Raw genomic sequence first — 25,345 nt, forward strand, 5'->3', positions numbered from 1 at the left:
AGGCCTCTTCGCGAGCATGCTCGCTCCCACAGGTTTTGTGGATTGGCTTATTTCCCCCATTGAAGGTTGTTACGAATGCTCTTTGCGTCACTGATTTTTTTACTGACCATTACCCTTGTGATCTGGCAACCCAAAGGCCTAGGTGTCGGCTGGAGTGCGACGTTGGGCGCGGTGCTGGCGCTGATCTTTGGGGTGGTGCACCTCAGTGATATCCCGCTGGTGTGGCAAATCATCTGGAACGCCACCGGCACTTTTGTCGCGCTGATCATTATCAGTCTGCTGCTCGACGAAGCCGGTTTTTTCAATTGGGCCGCATTGCACGTGGCGCGCTGGGGGCGGGGCAGCGGGCGCAAGCTGTTTGCCTTCATGGTGCTGCTCGGTGCGCTGGTGTCGGCGCTGTTCGCCAATGATGGAGCGGCGTTGATTCTTACGCCGATTGTCATTTCCATGCTGCTGGCGCTGCGTTTTTCGCCCGCAGCGACCCTGGCGTTCGTCATGGGTGCAGGGTTTATCGCCGACACCGCAAGCCTGCCGCTGGTGGTGTCGAACCTGGTCAACATCGTCTCGGCGGACTTCTTCAACATCGGCTTCAACCGCTATGCGGCGGTGATGGTGCCGGTGAACTTCGTCAGTGTGGCCGCGACGCTGGGCATGCTGATGTGGTTTTTCCGTCGCGATATTCCGGCGGCTTACGACCCCGAACAGCTCGAGCGTCCAGAAACCGCGATCCACGACAAAGCCACGTTCTATGCCGGTTGGGCGGTGTTGGTGATTTTGCTGATCGGCTGTTTCGCGCTGGAACCGCTGGGCATTCCGATCAGTGCGATTTCCGCTGTCTGCGCGGCGCTGCTGCTGGCGATCGCCGCCCGTGGCCACAAGATTTCCACGCGCAAAGTGATGAAAGAGGCGCCGTGGCAGATCGTAATTTTCTCGCTGGGCATGTATCTGGTGGTCTACGGCCTGCGCAATGCCGGGTTGACCGGGTATCTGGCCGGCTGGCTCGATGGTTTCGCCGGATATGGCGTGTGGGGCGCGGCGTTCGGAACCGGCGTGCTGACGGCGCTGTTGTCATCGATCATGAACAACCTGCCGACGGTGCTGATCGGGCTCTTGTCGATTGATGCCAGTCAGGCGAGCGGGGTGGTCAAGGAGGCGATGATCTACGCCAACGTGATCGGCAGCGACCTGGGGCCGAAGATCACGCCGATTGGCAGTCTGGCCACTTTGCTGTGGCTGCATGTGCTGGAGCGCAAGGGGATCCGGATTGGCTGGGGGTATTACTTCCGGGTGGGGATTGTGCTGACAGTGCCGGTGTTGTTGGTGACGTTGGCGGCGTTGGCATTGCGCTTATCCCTTTGACCGGTTGACCCGATCGCTGTCAAGCCGGCTCCCACAGGATTCGCGGTGCACAAAGAACCCGAGGGGGCTGGCTTGCCAGCGACGGGCCGGTATGAACACCACAGATCTCAGGGTTGCCCGGGGACATTCGGCCAAAGGTCGGACACCAGAAACAGCCGCTCCGCCTCTTCCCATTCCCCTCCCGCATTCTCGGTCAGGCGCACCATCAGTTGCGCTGGCGCCAAGGGTTCCAGCGCCTCGAGCCACATCTGCAAATGCTCACGGCTCCAGGTCTGATCCGCCGGGTAATGCGCTGGCGCCAGCCAGGCATGGCGGGGCAGGGGTTGCCAACGTCCCGGCGGACGCTGCGCCAGGAATGCCGGCCAGTCTTTCTGATGCAACCAACTGCCACGCAAATGCTGCGGATGCGCGCCATTCGGTGATTGCGACTTGCCGGGCCACGGGTACAGCAGATATCCGCCCAGCCACAGTTGTGCACTGAAGGCCTCGATATCCAGTGCCGCCAGGGTTTCACGACTTTCCGGGCGCGCCGAAATGGGCAGTTGATGTTCGGCCAGATGCGCCAGTTTACGATCCAGTCGATCATGGCACCCCGGCCCCAGCCACTGCGCCGGATCCTGGCCGTCGCCGTTTTGCGGGCCGAGGTAGAGTTTGATCGCCAGTTCCAGGTGATGCACGCCGTCGCGATCACGCAGCAGCATGTCCAGCTCGCCAAGGGTGTGCCCCTGGCGGCGGATCGGCAGATTGGCCGCGATCAACTCAATGCCTGGCGCGTGCTGCACGGCAAACTGCCACAGTCGCTCGTAATACAAACCCAGGCGCCGCGTGCGTGCCTGGGACAACCAGTGCAGCAAACCGCTGCTGTCGTGATCGAGCTGACGCAGCCATTGCTCCAGTCGCCCAGGATCGCTGACCCAGTCGCTGCCCGCCAGCGGATGGCGCTGCGGCCACGGCGTGGTCGCGAGCATCGGCGGGGCGAGGATCACCCACGCCAGATCGCGCACGTGCGGATGGCGTAATCGGTGGGGTAGCTGCAGCAGGTCGGGAAATAGGATCATCTTGCGAGCATAGCCTTAAACACGCGCCCGCCCTTGAGGCTGAAAGGATTTTGTCTAACGGCGGCTTTCGCCCATAATCGGGTTTTTCGCGTTTTCGATTGTCCGCAGAGGTCCCATGGAGCAATTTCGTAATATCGGCATCATCGGTCGCCTGGGCAGTTCTCAGGTGCTGGATACCGTCCGCCGACTGAAACGGTTTCTGCTCGATCGTCACCTGCATGTGATCCTCGAAGACACCATCGCCGAAGTCCTGCCAGGGCATGGCCTGCAAACCTCGTCGCGCAAGATGCTCGGTGAAGTCTGCGACATGGTCATCGTTGTCGGCGGCGACGGCAGCCTGCTCGGCGCCGCCCGAGCGCTGGCCAAACACAATACGCCGGTGCTCGGGATCAACCGTGGCAGCCTCGGGTTTCTCACTGACATTCGCCCGGATGAGCTGGAAGTCGAAGTCGCCAAAGTACTCGACGGCCATTACCTGGTGGAAAACCGGTTTCTGCTGCAAGCCGAAGTTCGCCGCCACGGCGAGGCCATCGGACAGGGCGACGCGCTCAACGATGTGGTGCTGCACCCCGGCAAGTCGACGCGAATGATCGAGTTCGAGCTGTACATCGATGGCCAGTTCGTCTGCAGCCAGAAGGCCGACGGCCTGATCGTCGCCACACCGACCGGCTCCACCGCGTATGCGCTGTCTGCCGGTGGCCCGATCATGCATCCCAAGCTCGACGCCATTGTGATCGTGCCGATGTATCCCCATATGTTGTCCAGCAGGCCAATTGTGGTCGATGGCAACAGTGAGCTGAAAATCGTCGTGTCCAAAGATATGCAGATCTACCCGCAAGTCTCCTGCGACGGGCAGAACCACTTCACCTGCGCGCCGGGCGACACCATCACCGTCAGCAAAAAAGCGCAAAAGCTGCGGCTGATTCACCCGCTCGACCACAACTACTACGAAGTCTGCCGGACCAAGCTCGGCTGGGGCAGCAAGTTGGGTGGTGGAGGCGACTGATGCTCGATCCCGCGCGCAGTTATGACTTGATTGGTGACGTGCACGGATGCGCGCTGACCCTCGAACACTTGCTTGATCGCCTCGGCTATCACAAGCAGGGCGGGGTCTGGCGGCATCCATCGCGCATGGCCGTGTTCGTCGGCGACATCATCGACCGTGGCCCGCGGATTCGCGAGGCGCTGCACATCGTCCACGACATGGTCGAGGCCGGTCAGGCCTTGTGCATCATGGGCAACCACGAATTCAACGCTCTGGGCTGGAGCACCCCGGCGCCACCGGGCAGCGGCAAGCAGTTTGTGCGCGAACACACGCCGCGCCATGCGCGCCTGCTGCATGAAACCCTGACGCAATTCGAAGATCATCCGGGCGACTGGCATGACTTCCAGCAGTGGTTCTATCAACTGCCGCTGTTCGTCGATGCCGGACGTTTTCGCGTGGTGCATGCCTGTTGGGATGCCGGCCTGATCGAGCCGTTGCGCGCGTTGTTCCCCGACGGCTGCATCGATGAACACTTCCTCCAGGCTTCGGCAGTGCCGGGCAGTTTCGCCTGCACCGTGTTCGACCGCTTGCTGCGGGGTACCGACATGCGCCTGCCCGACGGCCAGACCATGACCAGTGGCGATGGTCTGGTGCGTTCGTTCTTCCGCACCAAGTTCTGGGAAGACGATCCGAAAACCTACGGCGACATTGTCTTCCAGCCCGATGCACTGCCGGAGCCGGTGGCGCAAACCCCGCTGACATCAACCGAAAAGAATTCCCTGCTGCGCTACGGTGTCGATGAGCCATTGCTGTTCGTCGGCCACTACTGGCGCAGCGGCAAACCGGCGCCGATCCGCCCGAACCTCGCGTGTCTGGATTACAGCGCGGTGCTCTACGGCAAACTCGTCGCCTATCGTCTGGATCAGGAAACGCGTCTGGATCCGCATAAATTTGTCTGGGTCGATGTCGAGCGGCCGGAGGTGCTGCAATGAGTTCGGTAGCGGTATTGCGTCTGCCCCTGGCGGTGGATCTGAGCGGTTTCGTCACGCTGTTGCAACGCATGCAAGTGCCCCATCGAGTCAGTGAAGAGGCGGGCGAGCAGGTGCTGTGGGCGCCTGCGGAGATCAGCGACGACGTGCGTTCGCTGTACGAGCGTTTTCCGGCGGGCGATCCCGATCAGCAGATGGATATCCCGGTTGCGCAGACTTTCAAGCGCCCCGGGTTTGTCGAGCAACTGAAGCATGCCAAGGCTACCGGGTTCATCCTGCTGCTGAGCCTGATCGTCGGCGGCCTGACCTTCCTCGGCGAAAATCTTGAAACCCTTCGCTGGCTGACCTTTCTCGATTTTCGCGTGATAGGCGAGTACATCCACTTCACACCATTGGCCGACAGCCTCGCGGCGGGGCAGTGGTGGCGTCTGGTCACGCCGATGCTGATTCACTTTGGCATCCTGCACCTGGCCATGAATGGCATGTGGTACTGGGAGCTGGGGCGGCGCATTGAGTCGCGTCAGGGCAGCATCAACCTGATCGGCCTGACCTTATTGTTCAGCCTCGTTTCCAACTACGCGCAATTTGTCTGGAGCGGCGCGACCCTGTTCGGCGGCCTGTCCGGCGTGCTTTACGGCTTGCTCGGGCATTGCTGGATCTTTCAGTTGCTGGCGCCGAACCCGGCTTATCGCCTGCCGCGCGGCGTGTTGGTGATGATGCTGGTGTGGCTGGTGGTGTGCATGTCCGGGCTGATCTCGATGATCGGTTTCGGCGAAATCGCCAACGCCGCGCATGTCAGCGGGTTACTCATCGGATGCTTCACCGGTTTGTTGGGTGGTTTGTATAACCGCCGTAAACTGGCCATCTAATTTTAGTTTGTAGATAAAGAGCACGGAGACCCAGATGTCCTCTTTTAACGACATGATCAAGAACATCACCCCGGACATCTACGAGAGCCTGAAACTGGCCGTGGAAATCGGTAAGTGGTCGGACGGTGGCAAGCTCACCGCCGAACAGCGCGAGTTGTCGTTGCAGGCAATGATCGCCTGGGAAATCCAGAACCTGCCTGAAGATCAGCGCACCGGTTACATGGGCCCGCAAGAATGTGCGTCGAAGTCGATCGAAGTGCCGAACATCCTGTTCAAGTCGGATGCCATCCATTGATCGAGATTGGCCGCGGTGCAATCAGCAAAATGTCGGCGCGCCTTGACGGGCCGAACGTGCAATATGCGTTTCGTCTGGATGACGTAGAGGTGCCGGTCAATCCGTTGATCGGCACGACGCTGCGTCTGGAGTATCTGGGGGCGATCCACTGCACCCATTGCGGGCGCAAGACCAAAACCAGTTTCAGCCAGGGGTATTGCTACCCGTGCATGACCAAACTGGCGCAGTGCGATCTGTGCATCATGAGCCCGGAGCGTTGCCACTTTGATGCGGGCACCTGCCGTGATCCGGTGTGGGGCCAGCAGTTTTGCATGACCGACCACGTGGTCTATCTGGCCAATTCCTCGGGCATCAAGGTCGGCATTACCCGTGCAACCCAATTGCCGACGCGCTGGCTTGATCAGGGCGCCAGTCAGGCATTGCCCATCATGCGTGTGTCCACGCGGCAGCAGTCGGGCTTCGTTGAAGACTTGTTCCGCAGTCAGGTGGCGGACAAAACCAACTGGCGTGCGCTGCTCAAGGGCGATGCGGTGTCTGTGGATCTGGCGCAGGTGCGTGATCAGTTGTTTGAAAGCTGCGCCGAAGGTCTGCAAGGCTTGCAAGAGCGATTCGGCCTACAAGCCATTCAGACGATTGCCGATGTAGAACCTCTCGAAATCCGCTATCCGGTCGAGCAATACCCGGCCAAAATCGTCAGCTTCAACCTGGACAAGAACCCCATTGCCGAAGGCACGCTGCTGGGAATCAAGGGCCAGTACCTGATCTTCGACACCGGCGTGATCAATATTCGCAAGTACACGGCTTATCAGCTCGCCGTGCATCAATAAGGATTCCAGCATGCGCACCGAACAACCGAAGATGATTTACCTCAAGGACTATCAGGCGCCCGAGTACCTGATCGACGAAACGCACCTGACCTTCGAGTTGTTCGAGGACCACAGCCTGGTCCATGCGCAACTGGTGATGCGCCGCAACCCGGCGCGTGGCGCGGGCCTGCCGCCGCTGGTGCTTGATGGCCAGCAACTGGAACTGCTGTCGGTGACGCTGTCCGATCAGGAACTGAGTGCCGACGCTTATCAGCTCAGCGAAAACAACCTGATCCTGCAGCCGACCAGCGAAACCTTCACGGTCGACACCAGCGTCAGGATCCACCCGGAAACCAACACTGCGCTGGAAGGCCTGTACAAGTCCGGCACGATGTTCTGCACCCAATGCGAGGCCGAAGGCTTCCGCAAAATCACCTATTACCTCGACCGCCCGGACGTGATGAGCAAGTTCACCACCACCGTGGTGGCCGAACAGCACAGCTATCCGGTGCTGCTGTCCAACGGCAACCCGATTGCCTCGGGGCCAGGCGAAGACGGCCGGCACTGGGCAACGTGGGAAGATCCGTTCATGAAACCGGCGTACCTGTTCGCGCTGGTGGCCGGTGACTTGTGGTGCGTTGAAGACACCTTCACCACCATGACCGAGCGCGAAGTCGCGCTGCGCATCTACGTCGAACCGGAAAACATCGACAAGTGCCAGCACGCCATGAACAGCCTGAAGAAGTCGATGCGCTGGGACGAAGAGGTCTACGGTCGCGAGTACGATCTGGACATCTTCATGATCGTTGCCGTGAATGACTTCAACATGGGCGCCATGGAGAACAAGGGTCTCAACATCTTCAACTCCAGCGCCGTGCTGGCCCGCGCCGAAACCGCCACCGATGCCGCACACCAGCGGGTCGAAGCGATCGTCGCCCACGAATACTTCCACAACTGGTCGGGCAACCGCGTGACCTGCCGCGACTGGTTCCAGCTGTCGCTCAAGGAAGGCTTCACCGTATTCCGCGATTCGGGCTTCTCCGCCGACATGAACTCGGCCACGGTCAAGCGCATTCAGGATGTCGCCTACCTGCGCACCCACCAGTTTGCCGAAGACGCCGGCCCGATGGCCCACGCCGTGCGCCCGGACAGCTTCATCGAGATTTCCAACTTCTACACCCTGACCGTGTACGAAAAAGGTTCGGAAGTGGTCGGCATGATCCACACCCTGTTGGGTGCCGAAGGCTTCCGCAAAGGCAGCGATCTGTACTTCGACCGTCACGATGGCCAAGCCGTGACCTGCGATGACTTCATCAAGGCCATGGAGGACGCCAACGGTGTTGATCTTACCCAGTTCAAACGCTGGTACAGCCAGGCCGGCACGCCGCGTCTGGCAGTGAGCGAGTCTTACGATGCTGCGGCGAAAACCTACAGCCTGACCTTCCGCCAAAGCTGCCCGGAAACCCCGGACAAGGTGGAAAAACTGCCGTTCGTGATCCCGGTTGAATTGGGCCTGCTCGACAGCAAAGGCAATGAGATTGCCCTGCGTCTGAGCGGCGAAGCGTCGGCCCAAGGCACCACCCGCGTGATCTCGGTGACCGAGGCTGAGCAGACGTTCACCTTCGTCGATATCGCTGAACAGCCGCTGCCATCCTTGCTGCGCGGTTTCTCGGCGCCGGTGAAACTGAGCTTCCCGTACAACCGCGATCAACTGATGTTCCTGATGCAGCACGACAGCGACGGTTTCAACCGCTGGGATGCCGGTCAGCAACTGTCGGTACAGGTGCTGCAAGAACTGATCGGCCAGCAGCAGAAGGGCGAAAGCCTGAAGCTCGACCCGCGTCTGGTGTCGGCACTGCGCACGGTGCTGTCCGATGAATCGCTGGATCAGGCGATGGTTGCCGAGATGCTCTCGCTGCCGGGTGAGGCGTACCTCACCGAAATCAGCGAAGTCGCAGACGTTGATGCCATCCATATCGCGCGTGAGTTTGCCCGTAAGCAACTGGCTGAAGGGTTGTTCGAGGCGCTGTGGCTGCGTTATCAGGCCAACCGCGACCTGTCGAAGAAAACCCCGTACGTGGCCGAGGCCGAACACTTTGCCCGTCGTGCGCTGCAGAACATCGCGCTGTCGTACCTGATGCTCAGCGGCAAGCCGGAAGTGCTGGCAGCGGCGCTGGAGCAGTTCGAAACGGCCGACAACATGACCGAGCGCCTGACCGCGCTGGCAGTGTTGGTCAACTCGCCGTTTGATGAGCAGAAGGACCTGGCGCTGGCGAGTTTCGCCGAGCACTTCAAGGACAATCCGCTGGTCATGGATCAGTGGTTCAGCGTGCAGGCCGGCAGCACGTTGCCGGGCGGTCTTGCGCGGGTAAAAGCGCTGATGCAGCACCCGGCGTTCAACATCAAGAACCCGAACAAGGTGCGTGCGCTGGTGGGGGCTTTTGCCGGGCAGAACCTGATCAACTTCCACGCGGCGGATGGCTCCGGTTATCGCTTCCTCGCGGATCTGGTGATCGAGTTGAATGGCTTCAACCCACAAATCGCTTCGCGCCAACTGGCACCGCTAACGCGCTGGCGCAAATACGACAGCGCCCGTCAGGCGTTGATGAAAGGCGAACTGGAGCGGATTCTGGCTTCGGGTGAGCTGTCGAGTGATGTGTATGAGGTGGTGAGCAAGAGCCTGGCGTAATGCTCGCCTAATCAATATCTTCGGCAAACACAAAACCCTGTAGGAGCTGCGGCACGCTGCGATCTTTTGATATGATCTTTAAATCAACATCAAAAGATCGCAGCGTGCCGCAGCTCCTACAGGGGGTTTGCGTTTTGTCAGTTACTTCAAATCAAACCGATCCAGATTCATCACCTTCGTCCACGCTGCGACGAAGTCCTTAACAAACTGTTCCTTCGCATCCGCACTCGCATACACCTCCGCGACCGCCCGCAATATCGCGTTGGAACCAAACACCAGATCAACCCGCGTCGCCGTCCATTTCACGCTACCGTTTTTACGGTCGCGGCCTTCAAACTCGTCCGCGTCCGGTGAGGTCGGCTTCCACTCCACGCCCATGTCCAGCAGGTTGGTGAAGAAGTCGTTGGTCAGCGCTTCGGTCTGACTGGTGAACACGCCATGGCGGGTTTGCCCGACGTTAGTGTTCAGCACCCGCAGACCACCGAGCAACACGGTCATTTCCGGCGCGGTCAGGGTGAGCAATTGCGCCTTGTCGATCAGCAGCGCCTCGGCCGCTACGGTGTATTTCCCCTTGCTGTAATTGCGGAAGCCATCGGCAATCGGCTCGAGAAAACCGAATGACTCGACGTCGGTCTGCTCCTGAGTCGCATCCGTACGTCCCGGCGAAAATGGCACAGTGACCGCGTGGCCGGCATTTTTCGCCGCTTGCTCGACCCCGGCATTGCCCGCCAGCACGATCAGGTCGGCCAGCGAAACTTTCTTGCCGGTTGCGCCGCCATTGAACTCGTTCTGAATCCCTTCGAGGGTTTGCAGGACCTTGGCCAATTGCTCAGGCTGGTTGGCCTGCCAGAACTTCTGCGGTGCCAGACGCAGGCGACCACCGTTGGCGCCACCGCGTTTGTCCGAACCACGGAACGTCGACGCCGCCGCCCATGCGGTCGAAACCAGTTGCGAGACGGAAAGCCCCGATGCCAGCACTTTGCTTTTCAGCGTGGCCACATCGTTATCGTCGATCAGCGGATGAGTGACCTCGGGAATCGGGTCTTGCCACAGCAGCTCCTCGTTCGGCAGTTCCGGGCCGAGGTAGCGTGACAGCGGGCCCATGTCGCGGTGGATCAACTTGTACCAGGCGCGGGCAAATGCATCGGCCAACTGGTCGGGATTGGCCAGGAAACGCCGGGAGATCTGCTCGTAAGCCGGATCGAAGCGCAGCGCCAGGTCAGACGTCAGCATGGTCGGGTCGACACGTTTGTTCGGGTCATGGGCATGGGGAATGGTGCCGGCGCCCGCGCCATTTTTCGGTTTCCATTGGTGCGCGCCGGCCGGGCTTTTGGTCAGCTCCCACTCGAAGCCGAACAGGTTTTCCAGGTAGTTGTTGCTCCACTGGGTTGGCGTGGTGGTCCAGGTCACTTCGAGGCCACTGGTGATGGTGTCAGCGCCCTTACCGGTGCCAAAGCTGTTTCTCCAGCCCAGACCTTGTTCTTCCAGCCCGGCGGCTTCCGGTTCAGCACCGACGTTATCGGCAGGGCCGGCGCCGTGGGTTTTGCCGAAAGCGTGGCCGCCGGCGATCAGCGCCACGGTTTCCTCATCGTTCATGGCCATGCGGCCGAAGGTTTCGCGAATGTCGTGGGCCGACGCTACCGGGTCCGGATTGCCCTCGGGGCCTTCCGGGTTCACATAAATCAGACCCATCTGCACCGCAGCCAGCGGGTTTTCGAGATTGCGCTCACCCTGGTCGGTGCGGCTTTCTTCTTTGCCATGCAAATCCGGCTCGGCGACCAGCGTACCGTCACCGGGCTCCTGCATCGGCTCCTTGCTTTTGCCGTAACGGCTGTCGCCGCCCAGCCATTCGTTTTCCGAGCCCCAGTACACGTCTTCATCCGGTTCCCAGACATCCGCACGACCACCGGAGAAGCCGAAGGTCTTGAAGCCCATGGATTCCAGCGCGACGTTACCGGTGAGAACAATCAGGTCAGCCCAGGAAATATTGCGACCATATTTCTGTTTGATAGGCCACAGCAGGCGGCGGGCCTTGTCGAGACTGACGTTGTCCGGCCAGCTATTGAGCGGGGCAAAACGTTGCTGGCCGGAGCCGGCACCACCGCGGCCATCCGCGGTGCGATAGGTGCCGGCGCTGTGCCAGGCCATGCGCACGAAGAGCGGGCCATAGTGGCCAAAGTCTGCCGGCCACCAGTCCTGGGAGTCGGTCATCAGTGCGCGCAGGTCTTGTTTCAGCGCCTGGAAGTCCAGGCTTTTGAAGGCTTTGGCGTATTCGAAGTCCTTGCCCAGCGGATCGGACTTGGGCGAGTGCTGACTCAGGATCTTCAGGTTGAGTTGATTCGGCCACCAGTCACGGTTCGTCGTACCACCACCGGCGGCGTGGTTGAACGGGCATTTCGATTCATTTGCCATGTTCGGGTCCTTATCAGGTCTGCGACGGCCGGCTCGTGCCGACTTCGGACTTGTAAGGCTAGACCCGAGTTGGCGAGTCGGCTAATAGCCCGACTATTGGACGCTGATAGGCAGAGTCTTTTACCGTAGATGTTGCTGCAAAACCCTCACTCGGCATAGCGCATACCCCCCTGTAGGAGCTGCCGAAGGCTGCGATCTTTTGACGTAGGCCTTTAAAAAGCAAGATCAAAAGATCGCAGCCTGCGGCAGCTCCTACACGGGATTGCGCAGTCAACTCGACTGCGCGGCCTCGTCCTCAAGCACGTCGTCGAGAATGTCCTCTTGCCCCGGTATTTCAGTAATCACACTGAAATCCGTAACCTCCACCGCGCCCAGTCCATAACCCAGCAAATGGAACGAGAACGCCTTGCGCTGCTGCGGGTTCTCAAAGCTGAAATCCATCTCCAGTGGTTGATCCGCCGTGGCGACCATTTCTGCTGGCAAGCCCAGTTGCACGTCCTGCTCGAACTCCTTGGCCTTGAGCTGGATGTACGCCGCCTGTTGCGGATCGACAGAGCGCACGGTCAGGCGCACGCGAGTGTGCGAGCCCTTGGGCATTTCCAGGTATTGCGCGCCGATCAGGTTGTCGGCCCAGTCGTCGTTGATTTGTGCTTGCAGCGCAATGACGTTGGTGCTGCCGAACTGATAGCGATGGTTGAGTGGGGTGCGCAGCAGCGACAGGTCGAGTGCCGAGGCGCGGGCGGCGACTTGCCGGGCGCGCTGGCCGCTGTAGCTGCCCTTGAACGTGGCGCTCTCGGCGATGAAGCCGGCGCTTTCGTAGTAGCGGCAGCGGCGCGGCATGTCACATTCGGAAAAGATGCCCTGACCGTCGTGATAGCGCAGTTTGCCGTTGGTGTACGACATGATTTCACGACCGGAATCGTAGTCGCGAAACAGCGAACGGCCACTTAGCGCGGAGGGCACGGGCAGGTCGAAGTAGTCGAGGATCGACGTGCTCAGATCCACATGACCATAGACCCCGGCATTTAGTCGCGGCAGTTGTGGTTGCTCCGGCGCCAGCGTCAGATTGAAGCCCCACGACGAGGCCAGACGTACGCCGTCGATGCCGTGGGATTCATCGGAGGTGATCACCACCAGCGTGTCTTTGAGCACACCTTGGCGCTCAAGCCCTGCGAGGAACTGGTCCAGCGCATCGTCCAGATAACCGACGGCGGCCTGCTTGGGTGTCTCGTAGCGCTCCAGGTATTCGTCCGGCGCGGAGTAGGGCTGATGCGTGCCGACCGTCAACAACGTCAGCATCCACGGCTGTTTCTGCTTGTTCAGTTGGCCGACGTAATCCAGCGCACCCTCGAAGAACGCTTTGTCATCCTTGCCCCACGGAAACTCCAGGTAGTTGGCATTGGTGAACCATTCCAGGCCATGAGTCGCATCGAAACCGATGTGCGGCATGATCTTGTCTTTGGCCATGAAGCGCAGCCCGGCGCCTTGCAGGTAGTGAGTGCTGAAGCCATGTTCGCGCAGCTGCGCCGGCAGGCAGGCCTGATTGCGTTCCTTCTGAGTGAGCATTTCCACGCCTTTGGGCGTGCCGTTGTTGAGTTTGTCGTAATCGCCACAGAGCATCGCGTACAGACCGCGAATGGTCTGGTGCGTGTGCAGAACGTAATCCGGAGTGTTCATGCCGCGCTCGGCCCAGCGGCTGAGGTTGGGCATAAGGTCTTCCTGATAATGGCTGCCGATGGCTTCGCGATTGGCGCGGATGTAAGCCCCGGGAATGCCTTCCAGTGCAATGATCAAGACGTTGCGTGCTTGCCCCGGCGCGGCCAGCAGTTTTTGACCGTTGAGGTCGACGTCGGTGAGCCCGGCCATCGCCGGTGTGGCTTCTTCGACATCACCGTCAAGCCATTCCTCGGCCTGAATCTGAATATCGGCGACCTGAGTGGCGAGCAATTGATGCGGCAGGTTGTACGCGCGCCACGGATCGTCCTCACTCGGCCACAGATTCTGCGCGCCCCAGTGCGCGGCGAACAATACCAGCGGCGCGCTCCAGACCGCGCGGGGCAGGGGTGGGCGGACAATGCCGCGACCGGTGAACTGCGTCAGCAGCCAGAACGCCAAGGCCAGCAGCAATGTGATGCCCAGCGCCGGATGCGCCAAACCACCGCCGGTGGAGTTTTCGACAAATTGCGGATCAATCAGGTAATGCAGATCGGAAGGATTCGGCAAACGGCCAACAGCGCTGACCAACTCGGCCGTTGCCACCGCCAGCAGCGCCCAGAACACCAGCACCGGCATCGCCAGCCACCATGCCCGGCGATGCAGCAGAACCACCAACAGACTGCCAATGGCCAAATCCGATAAATATCCAAGCGGTGTCGACCAGCCCAGCGTCGCGCGCAGGCACACTGGCACGATCAGTACCAGCAGAATTAGAGAGAACAGGCGGGCATGCGGCTGCCGTAACCAGCGAAAAAGAGCGCTCACAAAAAAAGACCTTCCAGTCATTAAATCGTCAAAAAAGTGTGGGTGATGATACCAAGGGTGAGCTGTCTGATCGCCTTTTAAAACTTGAAGGTGATCCGGTGTCGGGAGCACTTGTAAGCGTGGGCACCGAGCTGGAGCCCAGTCAGGGGCGGGTGTCTGACATTTAACCGGAATACGGCAGGCGAATCGGTGCAGGCGTTTTTTTGTTTCAGGCTGTTTAACCGAAACTGGGATCCGCCTGCACCGACTTTTGCTCAGTTCACGCCGTCATCAAAAATGCTTTCAATCGGCATCTCGAACGCCCGGGCAATCTGGAAGGCTGAGGATCCACATCAAGCCCATAACTGGCCACACGCAAGTCCACGCGATGTGCGGCGCGCCGACGTTTTCCAAAAAGCCGTTGCTGAAGGTCAGCAGCGCTGAAGCGGCAACCGCGAAGCCCAGCGCTTTCGATCAGCTTGGCAACAGCCCTTCATCCCTGGCATTTAACGTCTTGCTTTCTGGACAGGGTAAGGGCCACTCAGTAGCATTTGCGCTCAACGGACTTTCCCTGTGCACATCCTTCGACGTGCAATTCTCAAGGAATCGACATGCGCGAAACCCCAAAGGCCGAACAACGGACGGTCGTGACGCTGGTCAACGGCGAGATTCACTACGAAAGCCAGATCAGTTTCAGCTCGGTGTCGATCGTCAATGGCGAGGTGCGTGTGCATTCCGCTGTCGGCGATCGACTAGACGTCCAGGTTCCCGGCGCGGACTTCGCGCTGCGCTTTGATCTGAACGAAGTGCAAAAAATACCGGTGGCGCACCAGACGCCGGTTGAACCCGTGCCTGCCGATGACAGCTTGAAGTTGTTCACCTGGAAAACCGTGCTGATCACCCTCGGGCTGTGGTTCTTCGTCGGTTCGGTTTTCGGTTGGCTGGGGTTTTTCGTTGCAGCCGGATATTTCGGTTACCAGTGGCGCCAGGTGGCAAAGCGCAAGGAACAGCTGGCTCAGGTAACCGCAGCTCCAGCCGTGCCCCGTTCCGGATCGGGTATGTCACGAGAGAGCGTGCGCAACGCATTGGCCCGCAAGCGTTGATGCGGTGCACAGCTAAAGCTAAAAAAGGGGCGGACTGATCAACGATCAGGCCGCCCCTTTTTTGTTACCGCTTAGTCAGATCAATGCATTTTGCTGTGATCGTGACCTTCCATGTTGGTCAGCGAACGCACGCTGGCCTTCACTTCAACGGTTTCTTTTTCGCCTTTGGCGTTTTCCACGGTCAGGGTCAGCGGCACGGATTCGCCTTCTTTCAACTGACCGGTCAGGCCCATCAGCATGACGTGGTAACCGTTCGGATCAAGCTTGACGGCTTTACCAGCCGGCAGGTCGACCGATTTGACCGGGCCCATGCTCATGACGTCGTTCTTCATGCTCATTTCGTGGATCTGCACGTCCTTGGCCACTGGGGTCGCGACGCTGAGCAGCTTGCTGTCGCTGTCGGCGGTGAGAGTCATGAACGCGCCGCTGGCGGACTGGGACGGCACGGTTGCACGCACCCACGCATCGTCGACCTTGGTCTGCGCCGAAACCTGAAAGGCCAGGCCCAGCAGGGACAGACCGAGTACCGCACGTTTGATGTTGTTCAGAACCGGTTGCATTAGCAAACCTCCATAACAGTAAGCAAATCTTCCGTGCATTCTTCTGCCGAAAGCGAGGTGGACAGACCCAGGCGCAGCTCGCCGCGCGAGTCGAAGACGTAACTGGTGGAAGTGTGCGAGATGGTGTAGGTGTCGCCGGCCGGCACCTTCTCGAAAAACACGTCGAATTCCTTGGCCGTGGCCTTGGTTTCCTCAAGCGTGCCGTACAGCGCGACGAACGTCGGGTCGAAGGCTTTGACGTAGGCGTCGAGGATTTGCGGCGTGTCGCGCTCGGGGTCGAGGGTGATGAAGATCACCTGCAAGCGATCGCCGTCCTTGCCCATCAGTTTTTTGATTTTTGCCGCGCGGGCCAGGGTGGTCGGGCAGATCGCCGGGCACTGGGTGAAGCCGAAGAACACCATCGGCATCAGGCCGCGGAAGCTCGACAGGGTCATGGTGTCGCCGTCGGTGTCCTTCAGTTTGAAGGTGCGGCCCATGATCTTGTTACTCAGATCCTTGCCGTACTTGTACGACAGTTGGCCGCGGGTGTCGCAGCCGGCGAGCAGGCCGAGCCCGAGTACGCCCATTCCCGCAAGTACCTTGCGGCGAGTCAACAAAGCCGTCATCTAATACCGCCTTTTGCAGCCCGTCAGTCGGCAGGACCGGCGGGGTGGGTTAACCGTAAAAGCGGCGCATGATAACAAACTGAACCGGCGAGTCGGTTTTCGATCGGCTGACAGGGTGTCGCAGGGCGACAAAAGGTGTAAGAAAAAGTGACCAGCGCGAGCGGTGGCGTGATGAAGGCGTTATTGGCTCATAACCGCTGCGCTCAAACACCAACGGTTGCGCCCCTGTTGCTTGGCCTCGTAGAGACAAGTGTCGGCCGCTTTCAACAACGAGGCCGACGTGACCGAGTCGTCGACGGGATGACGCGTGGTGATGCCGGCACTGGCTGTGACATTCCCCAAAAGATGTCCGGCATGTTCCATCTTCAGCGCACGAATACTCTGCAAAATGTCCTCGGTGACCTGAATCGCCCCAGCGCTATCGTATTGGGCAATAACACGGTGAACTCTTCGCCGCCATAGCGTACGGCCAGGTCACCCGGACGTTTGACCGCTTGCTGGATCGCCTGCCCGACCACGCTCAGGCAATCATCACCCGCCGCATGCCCGTATTGGTCGTTGTAGCGTTTGAAGTGGTCGACATCGAGCATGATCAACGACAGCGCCGAGCCTTGGCGACGGGCCAATCGAATTTCATCGGCCAGCGAATTGTCCAGGCGTCGACGGTTGCCAAGCCCGGTCAGGGCGTCAGTCAATGCCATGTCGCGCATGGTCTGATGGGCGTGGCGGATTTGTCGTTCCATCGCCATACGCTGGCGCAACTGGCGCAGGACGATGAGCCCTAAACAGCTCAGCACCAGAATCAGAAACACCGGCACGAAGCCGTTCTTCAGCAAATCCTGCTGCCAGGGTTCGATGATTGAATCACGCGACAGACCTGCCTCGACCACCAGTGGATAGGTCGTGAGGGCGCGATAGCCATACAAACGCTCGGTGTCGTCGACGACGGCGCGCACTTGCGCGATGCCTGAGTAGAGATGCGGGGTTGTCTGTGTTCCGCTCTGGCGAGTGGCGTCCGAGCATGAACATCTCCTTGGGTTTATTGCACACGTGAAGCGGGAAACAGTATGACAAGGATCGCCGCGAAGGTCGGGATCGCAGCGAAATCCTTGATCAGTGTCGCGTGATTGTCCTTTTTGGGTTGACGGTGAAACGCTTTTCAGCCGATTTATCCAGCGCTGGAGTGTCAGTAATCTGGGCCCATCTTGAACGCAACAAGAACTTCCCCAACCCAAAAGGACTGCACAGATGAACACTCCAACCTACAACCGCCTCAACAAAGACGACGCCGTAGTACTGCTGGTTGACCACCAGACCGGTTTGATTTCTCTGGTGCAGGACTTCTCGCCGAACGAGTTCAAGAACAACGTTCTGGCGTTGGCTGATCTGGCGAAATTCTTCGAACTGCCGACCATCCTCACCACCAGTTTCGAACAAGGCCCGAACGGCCCATTGGTACCGGAACTGAAAGAGATGTTTCCGGACGCGCCGTACATTGCCCGCCCAGGCCAGATCAACGCCTGGGACAACGAAGACTTCGTCAAGGCGATCAAAGCTACAGGCCGCAAGCAGATCATCATTGCCGGCGTGGTGACCGATGTTTGTGTGGCGTTCCCGACATTGTCGGCACTGGCCGAAGGGTTTGATGTGTTCGTGGTCACCGATGCCTCCGGCACCTTCAACACCACTGTGCAGCAAGCCGCATGGAGCCGCATGACCCAAGCCGGCGCACAAATGATGAACTGGTTCTCGGTAGCCTGTGAGCTGCACCGCGACTGGCGCAACGACATCGAAGGACTGGGTAATCTGCTGTCGCAGCGGATTCCGAACTATCGCAACTTGATGAATGGTTATGCGGCGCTGACGGCGCAGCAAAAATAAGTCGACGCTGACTGACTAAAAGCCTGCCCTCAACAGCAGGCTTTTGTTCGTCTGATACCGATGAGCAGCATGAACGCCTGATCACTGTTTTCGCCGAAGGCAAACAGCACGCATTGCGCAGGTGCCGAACGCTTTAATCGCTTTGCGGCTTCAGCGTTTGATACCACTCGGCATACGGTGTGTTGTTCACTTTGTATCGGTTGTAATCCGCACTGCCGTCCTCCCACCAGACCGGGCCACGTTCGCCCAGTGCCACTTTGGCGGCTTGCACATGCGCCCTGGCTGTTTTCAATTCTTGCGGGTCATCCAGCGACTTCGCCGCTTTGACTTCGCGTCGCGCAGTCATCAAGTCGTCGACCAGATGCTGGCGTTGTTGCGGGTCCAAAGACGGGTTGCTGCATCGCCAAAGCCGTTCTTTGACCACGAAATAACGGCCGTCAGGCGTGGTTGGATACATCTGCTAACCCCTCTGAAGATGCAGGCGCTTCTGGCATGTTGATAGCCGAGATCACGGGGCGCTCAACGGCAGAATCAAAGCCCGTGCCGCAGCGCCTGCACGGGTCGGTTGAGGGTTACGGCATTTTCGCTTCGTACAGCAAATCACTGACTCGCGACACCAGGGTATCGACCGCAAAAGGCTTGGTCAGCACTTGCATCCCCGGCCCTAGTTGAGCGCTGCCGATGACGGCGTTTTCGGCGTAACCGGTGATGAACAGGGTTTTGAGTTTCGGGCGGATTTCCCGGCCCGCATCGGCCATTTGCCGGCCGTTCATGCCGCCCGGTAAGCCGACATCGGTGATGAGCAGGTCGATCTGCGCGTTGGAGCGCAACGTCTCAAGGCCTTCGATGCTGTCAGCCGCATCCAGCACGGTATAGCCGAGTTCGCTGAGCACGTCTTTGAGCAGCATGCGCACCGTGGGTTCGTCGTCGACGATAAGGATGGTCTCGCCTGCTTTTACCAGCGGTGTTGCCGTGCTGCGGGTGGCGTCGTGATTTTGTTTGGCTTCGCCGCGATAGCGTGGCAGGTAGATGCACATCGTGGTGCCTTGGCCGACTTGTGAATGCACACGCACATGGCCACCGGATTGTTTGGTGAAGCCGTAGATCATCGACAGCCCCAGACCTGTGCCCTGACCGAGCGGTTTGGTGGTGAAAAACGGGTCGAAGGCCTTGGCGATAACTTCAGTGCTCATGCCGGTGCCGGTGTCGGTGACGCAGAGGCAAAGGTACTCACCCTCGGGAATGTCCAGCGTGCGAACCGACTCGACGGCCACGGCGCGATTGGCGGTTTCCACCGTGATGCTGCCGCCATCCGGCATGGCATCGCGAGCGTTGATGCACAGATTCAGCAGAGCGTTTTCCAACTGGCTGGCATCGACCAGCGCCGGCCAAAGATCGGGTGCCACCAACGTCTTCAGGCGAATGCTCGGGCCGACGGTGCGCTGGATCAACTCGGTCATGCCGACAATCAGCGTGTTGACGTCCGTTGGCCGCGGATCGAGAGTCTGGCGTCGGGAGAACGCCAGCAATCGATGGGTGAGCGCCGCCGCACGTTTGGTCGCGCCCTGGGCGGTGGCCAAATACTTGTCGACGTCCTTGAAGCGGCCCTGAGAGATGCGTTTTTGCATCAGTTCCAGGGCGGCGGAAATGCCGGCCAGCAGATTGTTGAAGTCATGGGCGAGGCCGCCGGTCAGTTGCCCGACGGCTTCCATTTTCTGAGATTGCCGCAGCTTTTCCTCGGCTTGCATGAGATCGGCAGTGCGCGCGATTACACGTTGTTCCAGGGTGTCGTTGAGCGCGCGCAGTGCCGCGTTGGCCCGATCGCGCTCGGCCTCGACACTGCGCCGCTCTTCCACATCGATCAGCACGCCGGGGAAGCGCAGCGCCGTACCGTCGTCGGCGCACTCGACGCGCCCGTTGGCCTCGAGCCAGTTGTATTTGCCATCGGCGTCGCGCACCCGATACTGATGGGAATAGGCGCCGCCGCGGGCAATCGCTTCGTTGATCGCACCGATGAGTCCGTCCCGGTCGTCGGGGTGAACGGTCGTCACCACTTGTTCCAGGCTCAGACCGGTGCGGCCCAGAGCCGGGTCGAGATTGAACACCTTGGCGAAGGCTTCATCCACGGTAAAGCTATCGGTCGGCAGGTCCCAGTGCCATGTGCCGATAATGGCGCCGGCGGCGAGGGCAAGTTGTACACGCTCGACGTTTTCACGCGCCAGTGCTTCGCTGACGCGCAGGCGTTCTTCGGCGTCGCGTCGTTCGGTGACGTCATTAAAGAGGATCGCGATTTGCCGGTCGGCAGGATCGCCGACTCGTACGGCACGTACGTCGAACCATCGCTCAAAGGTGTTGGCGTAACTTTCGAAGTTCGCCGGTTCGCCAGTCTTGGCTACGTGCCCGTAGGTCTCGAACCAGAACTTTTCCAGGTTGGGTGCAAACTCGGTCACCCATTTACCCCGCAGATTGACCCCGCATTGACGTTCGAACGCCGGATTAGCCTCGACGAAGTAGTAATCCACCGGACGATCGTCGGCGTCGAATTTGACCTTGACGATGGCGAATGCGGCTTCGATGGTTTCCAGAATGGTGCTGAAGCGTTCTTCGCTCAGGCGCAGCGCCGTTTCGGCACTGCGCGAGCGCGTCAGATCAAGCATCGCACCGATTATGCGTTCGGCGCGGCCGTCGGCGTCGCGGATCAAGTGGCCGCGGTCGAGCACTTCGGCGTAGGAACCGTCCTGGCAGCGGAAGCGGTACTCGGCGCTCCAGGTCGATCCGCTGCCGTCGATGGCCGAGCGTATCGATTCCTCGACGCGTTCGCGATCCTGCGGATGGATCTGGGCAAAGCGCCATTCACTCGTCGAGTCGATGGCCGCACACGGGAATCCATAAGCCTGTTGCAGGGCTTCGTTCCAGACAATCTGCCGGGTCTGTAAATCCCAGTCCCAGACCGCATCGCGTGTGGCCTTGAGCGCCAGGCGATAGCGCTCTTGCGATTCGAAAAGTGCACGGCCAGCGAGATGCTCCTGAGTGCGGTCACGAAGGATTTTCACGAAGCCCAAATGGGATTGATCGTCAGCATAGAGCGGCATCAGTTCGCCCGACGCCCAGAACAATTGGCCGTCCTTGCGCAGGTGCCAGCGCTCATCGGAGGCGCGCCCTTCAAGCAGAGCGCGCTGCATTTCCATTTCAACGCGACCCGAAGCGCGATCCGTCGGCGTGAAAAAAATCGCGGCGCTTTGGCCGAGTATTTCCTCGGCGCTCCAGCCCATGACATTGACGGCGCCGGCGTTCCATTCGGTAATGTTGCCTCGCGGATCGGTGGCGACCATGGCGAAATCGATCGCGCACTCGAAGATCGCCCGCTGGCGCGCTTCACTGGCGGCGAGTGCCGCACGGCTGGCGGCCAGTTGCGCGGCGATATCGTGCTGTGCGCCGTTGACGAGTGTTTGTCCTGCGCTGGTTTCCAGCGCCTGGCGCAGGCGCATGACCTCTGACTCAAGCGCTTCGCGGGTAAGATGTTTCAGGATTTTCACCACTCACGCCTGATTGATTATTGTGGTCCGGACTCGTTCAGCGTGCTGCAAACGAACACTACGGGTCACCCATTGACACGGCGCGACCTACATAAGTTGCAGCCTTGAAGGACGGCGCTTGCGGATCTACAACGACTGCCCGTTATCCAGCGTGTCGAGCAGCATTTGCCCGCGTTGCCAAAGGGCCTGCTGTTTGGCTTCAGGCATGCGGTCGAGGTTTTTGTAGAGCATGCCCATGCGCTGATTGCTGCGCAGCAGGTTGCCGTGGCGCATCAGAAAATGCCAGTACAACGAATTGAACGGGCAGGCATTATCGGTGGTGCTTTCACTCACCTTGTAGGCGCAATCGCGACAGTAATCGGACATCCGCTTGATGTACTGGCCGCTGGCGCAGTAAGGCTTGGAGCCCAGGTATCCACCATCGGCGTGCATGACCATGCCCAGGGTGTTGGGCAACTCGACCCAGTCGAACGCGTCCATGTAAATGGCCAGATACCACTCGCAGATCTCGCTCGGCGCGATGCCGGCCAGCAAGGCGAAATTGCCCGTGACCATGAGCCGCTGGATGTGGTGTGCATAGGCATGTTTGAGACTTTGACCGATGGCCTGGCGCATGCAGTTCATCTGTGTTTCGCCGGTCCAGTAGAACTCCGGCAATGGCCTGGTGTTACCGAATGAATTGCCTTCGGCGTAGTCAGGCATTTTCAGCCAGTAGACCCCGCGCACATATTCACGCCAGCCGATCAGTTGCCGAATGAAGCCTTCGGCGGCGTTCAGGGCAACGCTGCCCGCCCAATAGGCCGACTCGACGTCGTTGTACAGTTGCCGCAGATCGAGCAAGCCGATGTTGAGCGCGGCACTGATGCGCGCATGGAACAGAAACGGCTCGTCGCTGGCCATGGCGTCCTGATAATCACCAAAACCGGCCAGGCCGAAATCCAGAAAGTATTGCCACAGCGCTTGGGCGTCGGCGTGGGTCACCGGGTAGTTGAAGTCGTCCACAGCGCCGTAGTGACTGGCGAAACGCTCGCGCACCAAAGCGAGGACTTGCTGAGTGACAGGGTCCGCGCTGAAGTTGAGCGGGTAGGGCGGCTTCACGCCTTTGGGCAGCGACTTGCGGTTGTCGGCGTCAAAATTCCAAGCGCCACCCACCGGAGTGCCATCTCCATTGAGCAACATCCTGCTTTTGCGGCGCATCTCGCGGTAGAAGTACTCCATGCGCAGCTGCTTTTTACCGGCCGCCCAATCGGCGAACTCGGCGCGGGTGCATAGAAAACGGCTGTCACTGTGCCAATGGATGGGCAAACCACAATCGCGCAGCGAATGCTCCAAACGCCAGTCGCCGCATTCGGTCAGGTGCAACTCGTCCGGCTTTAGAAGCGCATGCCAGCGCTGCAACTCACTCGGCACAGCGCCGGTGTTTTGCGGATCGTCGAGCCTGACGTACTGCACCTGAAAGCCTTGCTCCTGCAACGCCTGAGCAAAATGACGCATGGCGCTGAACACCAGAACGATTTTTTGCGGATGGTGAGGAACATGGCTGGCTTCCTCCATCACCTCGACCAAAAGGACGGTGTCGCGTTCGCGATCAAGCCCTTGCAACGAGGCGAGATCGAAAGATAACTGGTCACCGAGGACCAGGCACAAGCGGTTAACAGTCTTCATTCGAACGCAATCAGCCTGATGAGAGGCAATAGAGGTAGCCAGTGGTGGGAAAGTCCTTGCTCAGATAGTTGTACGGAAAGTTGGTTTTGTATAGGTTTTTTTGCTAGCCGGGGTACACCGGGTAATCGATATAACCTTCAGCGCTGCCGCCATACACCGTGGCCGGGTTCAGCGCATTCAGCGGCCAGCCGTTGGCGATTCGCGCAGGCAGATCCGGGTTGGCCATGAACGGCCGACCGAAAGCGACTAAATCGGCGAGACCGGAGTCGAGCAACTGCGCACCGGATTCGGCGTTGTAGCGCCCGGCATAGATGATCGCGCCGCTGAAGGTATCGCGCACCGCTTGGCGGAAGGTTTGCGGCATCGCTGGCGCGTCGTCCCAATCGGCTTCGGCGATGGACAGGTAAGCAATGCCGACGTCCTCCAGCAGCTTGATCGCTTCTATATAGGTGGTGTGCGGATCTTCCTCGACCAGGCCCAGGTACGTGCGCGCCTCATCGGTGGTAGTGAACAGCGGTGCGAAGCGCACGCCGACCTTCTCCTTGCCAATGCACTCGGCGACGCCCGCCACCACTTCGCGCAGAAAACGCAGGCGATTGTGCAGCGAACCACCGTATTGATCGGTGCGCAGATTGCTGTGGGCGGAGATGAACTGGTTGACCAGATAGCCATTGGCGCAGTGCAGTTCGATGCCGTCGAAACCGGCCTCCATCGCGTTGCGTGCTGCCTGGATATAGAGCTGGATCAGCTCCTGAACTTCATCAGTGCTCAACGCGCGCGGTGCGGACGGCGGCACCAACTCACCTTTGCCTGGCGCGGTTTCGATGAACACACTGACGCGGTCGGTCGCCACGGCGGAAGCCGATACCGGCGCCGCACCGCCAGGTTGCAACGCGCTGTGCGACACACGGCCGACGTGCCAGAGCTGGGCGAAAATCACCCCGTCGACGGCATGCACGGCATCGGTGACTTTGCGCCATCCGGCAATTTGCTCAGGGGTGTGAATGCCCGGCGTCCAGGCATAACCCTGGCCCCGCGGCTCGATCTGCGTGCCTTCGGTCACCAGCAAACCCGCGCCGGCGCGCTGCTGGTAATACTCGGCCATCAATTCATTGGCGATGTTGCCCGGTTGGGTACTGCGCTGGCGCGTGAGAGGCGGCAGGACGATGCGGTTTTTCAGCGTGTGCAGGCCCAATTGGGTGGGAGTGAAGAAACTGCTGTTGTTCATGAATGACCTTTTTTACTGGTTTATTAGACCAGTCAACTATTGAGTGAGCGTAAAAAAACGCCGTGCATGACGCGCACGGCGTTCGGGTGGTTTTCCCCGCGAGGGGGCTTGGCGTGAGAAATCAGCCGAGCATCTTCAGCAGTTTTTCGGCGACCGCTGCGGAGCTGGCAGGGTTCTGGCCAGTGACCAATTGCCCATCTGCTACCACATGCACTTGCCAGTCGGCGACCTTGGAGTAGTAACCGCCAAGACGCTGGAACTCGTCTTCGATCAGGAACGGCACGACATCAGTCAAACCGACCGCAGCCTCTTCTGCGTTCGTGAAACCGGTGACCTGGCGATGCTGGATCAGCGGTTTGCCCTCGGCATTCAAAACGTGGCGCAGTACGCCCGGTGCGTGGCAAACGAAACCGTGCGGCTTGTTGCTGCGGTCGAAGGCTTCGATCAAAGCGATCGACTGCTTGTCTTCGGCCAGATCCCACAACGGGCCGTGGCCACCTGGGTAGAACACCGCATCGAAATCATCCGCCCGAACATCCGCCAGACGCCCGGTATTGGCCAGTGCCTGTTGGGCGGCCGGATCATTGCGAAAGCGATCGGTCTCGGCGGTCTGTGCATCTGGCTCGTCGCTTTTCGGATCCAGAGGTGGCTGGCCACCGGCCGGGGACACCAGCGTGACGTCGGCGCCGGCGTCCTTGAAGGCGTAGTAAGGAGCGGCGAACTCTTCGAGCCAGAAGCCGGTTTTCTTGCCGGTGTCGCCAAGTTGATCGTGCGAAGTCAGAACCATCAAGATTTTCATAAAGCACCCTTGGTTGATCAGGTGGCGTCGCTGCGCAACGGATTTG

Annotated in this window: 19 protein-coding genes and 1 pseudogene; 9 read left to right on the forward strand and 11 right to left on the reverse strand. The window is 59.8% G+C overall.

Annotated elements, in window-relative coordinates:
• Nucleotides 1-75 precede the first annotated feature (75 nt).
• On the forward strand, nucleotides 76-1,359 hold the full coding sequence (locus tag AB4P97_RS07265; RefSeq protein ID WP_042558813.1) for an arsenic transporter: 1,284 nt from the start codon (nucleotides 76-78) through the stop codon (nucleotides 1,357-1,359).
• A gap of 107 nt (nucleotides 1,360-1,466) precedes the next feature.
• On the opposite strand, the gene AB4P97_RS07270 is transcribed toward AB4P97_RS07265, so the two are convergent.
• Nucleotides 1,467-2,417, reverse strand: coding sequence for a DUF1853 family protein (locus tag AB4P97_RS07270; protein WP_395598863.1), 951 nt, complete (start codon nucleotides 2,415-2,417; stop codon nucleotides 1,467-1,469).
• Between the two features lie 115 nt (nucleotides 2,418-2,532).
• Here AB4P97_RS07270 and AB4P97_RS07275 point away from each other — a divergent pair, with 115 nt between their 5' ends.
• The 6 genes from AB4P97_RS07275 to pepN are packed head-to-tail and all read left to right on the forward strand — an operon-like array spanning nucleotide 2,533 to nucleotide 9,050.
• Nucleotides 2,533-3,423 carry an NAD(+) kinase gene (locus tag AB4P97_RS07275; RefSeq protein ID WP_042558815.1) on the forward strand — a complete coding sequence of 297 codons (891 nt, stop codon included), beginning with the start codon at nucleotides 2,533-2,535 and terminating at the stop codon, nucleotides 3,421-3,423.
• Nucleotides 3,420-4,394 (forward strand): metallophosphoesterase, encoded by a 975-nt coding sequence (locus tag AB4P97_RS07280; RefSeq protein ID WP_390896401.1) that lies wholly within the window; start codon nucleotides 3,420-3,422, stop codon nucleotides 4,392-4,394. The genes AB4P97_RS07275 and AB4P97_RS07280 overlap by 4 nt, the downstream gene beginning before the upstream one ends.
• On the forward strand, nucleotides 4,391-5,260 hold the full coding sequence (locus AB4P97_RS07285) for a rhomboid family intramembrane serine protease (protein ID WP_200615902.1): 870 nt from the start codon (nucleotides 4,391-4,393) through the stop codon (nucleotides 5,258-5,260). Before AB4P97_RS07280 ends, AB4P97_RS07285 begins: the two co-directional genes overlap by 4 nt.
• 34 nt (nucleotides 5,261-5,294) lie before the next feature.
• Entirely contained in the window at nucleotides 5,295-5,555 is a 261-nt protein-coding gene (locus tag AB4P97_RS07290; protein WP_003224178.1) for a YeaC family protein, read from the forward strand.
• Nucleotides 5,552-6,382, forward strand: coding sequence for a DUF2797 domain-containing protein (locus AB4P97_RS07295; RefSeq protein ID WP_395602320.1), 831 nt, complete (start codon nucleotides 5,552-5,554; stop codon nucleotides 6,380-6,382). Before AB4P97_RS07290 ends, AB4P97_RS07295 begins: the two co-directional genes overlap by 4 nt.
• A 10-nt stretch (nucleotides 6,383-6,392) precedes the next feature.
• The gene (pepN, locus tag AB4P97_RS07300; RefSeq protein WP_395602321.1) at nucleotides 6,393-9,050 is read left to right on the forward strand and encodes an aminopeptidase N; all 2,658 of its coding nucleotides are present in this window, start codon (nucleotides 6,393-6,395) and stop codon (nucleotides 9,048-9,050) included.
• A gap of 141 nt (nucleotides 9,051-9,191) precedes the next feature.
• On the opposite strand, the gene katG is transcribed toward pepN, so the two are convergent.
• Both katG and AB4P97_RS07310 read right to left on the reverse strand, forming a co-directional pair.
• The gene (katG, locus tag AB4P97_RS07305) at nucleotides 9,192-11,462 is read right to left on the reverse strand and encodes a catalase/peroxidase HPI (RefSeq protein ID WP_047300763.1); all 2,271 of its coding nucleotides are present in this window, start codon (nucleotides 11,460-11,462) and stop codon (nucleotides 9,192-9,194) included.
• Between the two features lie 270 nt (nucleotides 11,463-11,732).
• Nucleotides 11,733-13,943, reverse strand: a complete 2,211-nt coding sequence (locus tag AB4P97_RS07310) for an LTA synthase family protein (protein ID WP_395602322.1) — start codon at nucleotides 13,941-13,943, stop codon at nucleotides 11,733-11,735.
• A gap of 590 nt (nucleotides 13,944-14,533) precedes the next feature.
• On the opposite strand from AB4P97_RS07310, the gene AB4P97_RS07315 reads away from it, so the two are divergent.
• The gene (locus AB4P97_RS07315) at nucleotides 14,534-15,025 is read left to right on the forward strand and encodes a hypothetical protein (RefSeq protein ID WP_042558823.1); all 492 of its coding nucleotides are present in this window, start codon (nucleotides 14,534-14,536) and stop codon (nucleotides 15,023-15,025) included.
• Between the two features lie 80 nt (nucleotides 15,026-15,105).
• On the opposite strand, the gene AB4P97_RS07320 is transcribed toward AB4P97_RS07315, so the two are convergent.
• From AB4P97_RS07320 to AB4P97_RS07330, 3 genes and pseudogenes are all read right to left on the reverse strand, one after another.
• Complete coding sequence (locus tag AB4P97_RS07320; protein ID WP_042558824.1) at nucleotides 15,106-15,585, reverse strand: copper chaperone PCu(A)C; 480 nt, start codon at nucleotides 15,583-15,585, stop codon at nucleotides 15,106-15,108.
• Nucleotides 15,585-16,190, reverse strand: coding sequence for an SCO family protein (locus tag AB4P97_RS07325; RefSeq protein ID WP_042558825.1), 606 nt, complete (start codon nucleotides 16,188-16,190; stop codon nucleotides 15,585-15,587). Before AB4P97_RS07325 ends, AB4P97_RS07320 begins: the two co-directional genes overlap by 1 nt.
• 180 nt (nucleotides 16,191-16,370) lie before the next feature.
• Nucleotides 16,371-17,173 (reverse strand): annotated as a pseudogene (locus AB4P97_RS07330) (GGDEF domain-containing protein); the annotation flags it as partial.
• Between the two features lie 265 nt (nucleotides 17,174-17,438).
• Between AB4P97_RS07330 and ycaC the strand changes: the two are divergent.
• Nucleotides 17,439-18,071 (forward strand): isochorismate family cysteine hydrolase YcaC, encoded by a 633-nt coding sequence (ycaC, locus tag AB4P97_RS07335; protein WP_042558826.1) that lies wholly within the window; start codon nucleotides 17,439-17,441, stop codon nucleotides 18,069-18,071.
• A 133-nt stretch (nucleotides 18,072-18,204) separates the two neighbouring features.
• Here the strand turns inward: ycaC and AB4P97_RS07340 are convergent, their stop codons facing one another.
• The 5 genes from AB4P97_RS07340 to AB4P97_RS07360 form a co-directional block, all read right to left on the reverse strand.
• The gene (locus AB4P97_RS07340; protein WP_395602323.1) at nucleotides 18,205-18,528 is read right to left on the reverse strand and encodes a hypothetical protein; all 324 of its coding nucleotides are present in this window, start codon (nucleotides 18,526-18,528) and stop codon (nucleotides 18,205-18,207) included.
• 115 nt (nucleotides 18,529-18,643) lie between these two features.
• Nucleotides 18,644-21,559, reverse strand: a complete 2,916-nt coding sequence (locus AB4P97_RS07345) for a PAS domain S-box protein (RefSeq protein WP_395602915.1) — start codon at nucleotides 21,557-21,559, stop codon at nucleotides 18,644-18,646.
• 174 nt (nucleotides 21,560-21,733) lie between these two features.
• Nucleotides 21,734-23,272 carry a cryptochrome/photolyase family protein gene (locus AB4P97_RS07350; RefSeq protein ID WP_395602324.1) on the reverse strand — a complete coding sequence of 513 codons (1,539 nt, stop codon included), beginning with the start codon at nucleotides 23,270-23,272 and terminating at the stop codon, nucleotides 21,734-21,736.
• Between the two features lie 103 nt (nucleotides 23,273-23,375).
• Nucleotides 23,376-24,500, reverse strand: coding sequence for an alkene reductase (locus AB4P97_RS07355; protein ID WP_395602325.1), 1,125 nt, complete (start codon nucleotides 24,498-24,500; stop codon nucleotides 23,376-23,378).
• Between the two features lie 121 nt (nucleotides 24,501-24,621).
• Entirely contained in the window at nucleotides 24,622-25,299 is a 678-nt protein-coding gene (locus AB4P97_RS07360) for a type 1 glutamine amidotransferase domain-containing protein (RefSeq protein ID WP_042558830.1), read from the reverse strand.
• Nucleotides 25,300-25,345 lie beyond the last annotated feature (46 nt).

It is taken from the genome of Pseudomonas sp. A1230, assembly GCF_044218825.1.
GTDB lineage: Bacteria > Pseudomonadota > Gammaproteobacteria > Pseudomonadales > Pseudomonadaceae > Aquipseudomonas > Aquipseudomonas iridis.